Annotated in this window: 2 protein-coding genes; both read right to left on the bottom strand. The window is 69.7% G+C overall.

Going from position 1 to position 1,854, the window contains the following annotated elements:
- Nucleotides 1-1,038: D-glucuronyl C5-epimerase family protein (locus tag IE109_RS32765; protein ID WP_229891882.1), on the bottom strand; the 1,038-nt coding region annotated here is incomplete at its 3' end.
- 60 nt (nucleotides 1,039-1,098) lie between these two features.
- Complete coding sequence (locus IE109_RS32760) at nucleotides 1,099-1,701, bottom strand: hypothetical protein (RefSeq protein ID WP_189555000.1); 603 nt, start codon at nucleotides 1,699-1,701, stop codon at nucleotides 1,099-1,101.
- Between the last annotated feature and the right edge of the window lie 153 nt (nucleotides 1,702-1,854).

The following is a 1,854-nucleotide window of genomic DNA, read 5'->3' as shown; positions in this document are numbered from 1 at the left end:
GGACGTGTCCTGGGCGAAGCTGACGGTCTTCCGCTCGAGTTCGGCGTCGTTCTTGCCGGACACCCAGGCGCCGGACGCCGCAGTATCGAAGCGGTACAGCACGTGGCTGCCCGCCTCAAAGGCGATCGTCCCGGCGACGCCGGGCGCCGGGTAGTCGTCGACGAGCCTGTCTGTCATGTCCGCGTAGTCGGGGCTGCCGGTCTGCCAGTGGATCTGCCGGACGAGGTTGATGTGGTGCTGGTGGTAGGTGGGGGCAGGCACCCTGTGCGTCTGGCAGTAATACGAGTGCCAGCGGGTGTTCCGCAGCAGGGGGAAGTAGCGGGCGATCGTCGTGGCGCACGCGTCGTACAGCTCGGCGGCGGGCTGGCTGCCGGTGAGGGTGGCGTAGTCGTACAGCCCGAACATCGCGAAGATCATCCCGTTGTACGTGTAGTCCCCGCTGCCGGGCGCTGAGCCGGGGTACTCCTGGATCCACAGGTAGCCCGCAGAGTCGATGTTCACGGCCCACGGGTAGCCGTCGTCGAGGGCCTGCAGCGACGCGAACGTGGCGTCGGCCGCGGCCAGATACCGGTCCCGGTCCGCAGCCGGCACGGCGTCGATCTGCGTGAGCTGCACGAACAGGCTCAGCGCCTCGCCTTGCGCCATCCCGCTGTACCACGGCGCCTCGTAGTCGACGCCGGGATGCGCCGGGTTGGCGTAGTCGAACGGGTAGCGGTACCACCAGCCACCGCGCGCCTCGACGTGCTGCCCGATGAGCCGGTCAGCCTGCGCCCGCGCCCGCGTGAGAAACACGTCCCGGCGGGCCGGGTCGGTCTCGGTGCGGTAGCTGGCCAGGCAGCCCAGGGCGAACTGCGCCTGGCCGACGGGGTGGTCGTAGGCGACGGAGCCTCCGTCGGGGTAGTACATGTACACGCCGTTGGCGTCCAGGTGGTACGTGCCGGTGGTCAGGGAGGCGTTCTCCCAGCGCACGGGCCGGTCCCGCCACGGGCGCATCGCGTCGGGCAGGTCGGTCACGAGCCGGTAGCCGGCGCGGTTCATGCAGTCTCCGGACATGGGTGATGGCCCCGGGAGGCGGGGCTGTCGGGGTGAGGGCCTGGGTCAGGCCGTGGGGTTGGTGATGCGGATGCCGTCGAGCCAGACGCTGCTGACGGCGGAGCCGGCTTCGGTGGGCACGGACACAGTCATGACGCCGGTGGCGGGGATCGTGATGCGGGTGCCGTGGTGGCTCGAGTTGTAGGTCATGAAGCCGCGGGTGTTCGCCGGCCGGTAGCTCGCGCTGAACGTGAAGACGGTGGTGGTGGTCGCGGCGGCGAGGGAGGTGAGGTTGAGGCGGCCTTCGAGTTCCCACACCTCGGTGCCGAACTCGTTGATCTTCCGCAGGCGCGGCGCGGGGGTGCCGGCGGTGACGCCAGCGGCGAAGGTGCCGATCGAGGAGAACGCGGTCCAGTCGAGGACCAGCTTGGACTGTGTGGTCCACGTGCTGCCGTCGTAGATGGTCTTGGTGTTGGTGTCTTGCAGCCACGCCTCCATGCCCTCCACGGGGCTGGCCAGGGCGGCGTTGCGGGCCGTGGCGGACGCGAAGCGCATGTTCGAGCGTTCAACTACGGCGTTGGCGATGTTCTTGGCCAAGGTTTCGGCGTTCGGGGCGTCGGTGAGGGCGGCGATGGAGACGCCCTGCCCGTAGTCGTCCGTGGTGGCCATCAGGCGATCCTCCTCAGCTCGAGCGTGGACTGGCCGCGGAGGACCGTGGGGGTGGCGGAGCTTGTCTGCTGGGCCCACATCAGGGCGAAGGTCCCGGCGGTGGTGATGACGACGGTGCCGACGGGGCGGCAGGCGACGATGACGCCTGCCCCC

It is taken from the genome of Streptomyces lavendofoliae, assembly GCF_014649735.1.
GTDB lineage: Bacteria > Actinomycetota > Actinomycetes > Streptomycetales > Streptomycetaceae > Streptomyces > Streptomyces lavendofoliae.
The sequence above is the reverse complement of the archived record's forward strand: the minus strand, read 5'-3'. Positions and strand labels throughout refer to the sequence as shown.

Bases quoted from the DNA above. Each gene is read 5' to 3' on its own strand.
- IE109_RS32760 (WP_189555000.1), bottom strand. From the start codon at position 1,701: ATGGCCACCACGGACGACTACGGGCAGGGCGTCTCCATCGCCGCCCTC.